Here is a 701-nt window from a genome sequence, read left to right on the forward strand (position 1 = left end):
TTATTAAAAGTGCGGGTGAAGGGAGTCGAACCCCCACGCCAAAGGCGCTAGATCCTAAGTCTAGTGCGTCTGCCAATTCCGCCACACCCGCATATTTCATTAAAATGGTGAGCCATGAAGGACTCGAACCTTCGACCCTCTGATTAAAAGTCAGATGCTCTACCAACTGAGCTAATGGCTCTTAATGGCTGGGCTAGCTGGATTCGAACCAGCGCATGACGGAGTCAAAGTCCGTTGCCTTACCGCTTGGCTATAGCCCATTAATTAAGAATGGTGGAGGGGGGCAGATTCGAACTGCCGAACCCGAAGGAGCGGATTTACAGTCCGCCGCGTTTAGCCACTTCGCTACCCCTCCGACATATATGGTGGAGGATGACGGGATCGAACCGCCGACCCCCTGCTTGTAAGGCAGGTGCTCTCCCAGCTGAGCTAATCCTCCATATTGCCTGGCAACGTCCTACTCTCACAGGGACAAGGTCCCAACTACCATCGGCGCTAGAGAGCTTAACTTCCGTGTTCGGTATGGGAACGGGTGTGACCTCTCTGCCATCATTACCAGACTGTATTCATTTAAGACAAGAATCATTGTAACTTATTTAACTTTTAAAGTCAACAAGTTTTTTATATTCTTTCAAAACTAGATAACATTGCTTCATATTATATGGTTAAGTCCTCGATCTATTAGTATTCGTCAGCTCCAC

At 48.1% G+C, this 701-nt stretch carries 5 tRNA genes and 1 rRNA gene; all 6 read right to left on the reverse strand.

Features of this window, described 5'->3' with window-relative positions:
• Positions 1 to 10: 10 nt before the first annotated feature.
• Positions 11 to 91: transfer RNA gene (locus tag ACK1U5_RS15080), tRNA-Leu, on the reverse strand.
• A gap of 14 nt (positions 92 to 105) precedes the next feature.
• Positions 106 to 181 (reverse strand) — tRNA-Lys (locus ACK1U5_RS15085).
• A 4-nt stretch (positions 182 to 185) separates the two neighbouring features.
• Positions 186 to 260, reverse strand: a tRNA-Gln gene (locus ACK1U5_RS15090).
• An 11-nt stretch (positions 261 to 271) separates the two neighbouring features.
• Positions 272 to 355, reverse strand: a tRNA-Tyr gene (locus tag ACK1U5_RS15095).
• An 8-nt stretch (positions 356 to 363) separates the two neighbouring features.
• Positions 364 to 439, reverse strand: a tRNA-Val gene (locus ACK1U5_RS15100).
• Between the two features lie 5 nt (positions 440 to 444).
• Positions 445 to 560 (reverse strand): 5S ribosomal RNA (gene rrf / locus ACK1U5_RS15105).
• Positions 561 to 701 lie beyond the last annotated feature (141 nt).

The sequence above is a fragment of the Bacillus sp. XB1 genome, from assembly GCF_053557995.1.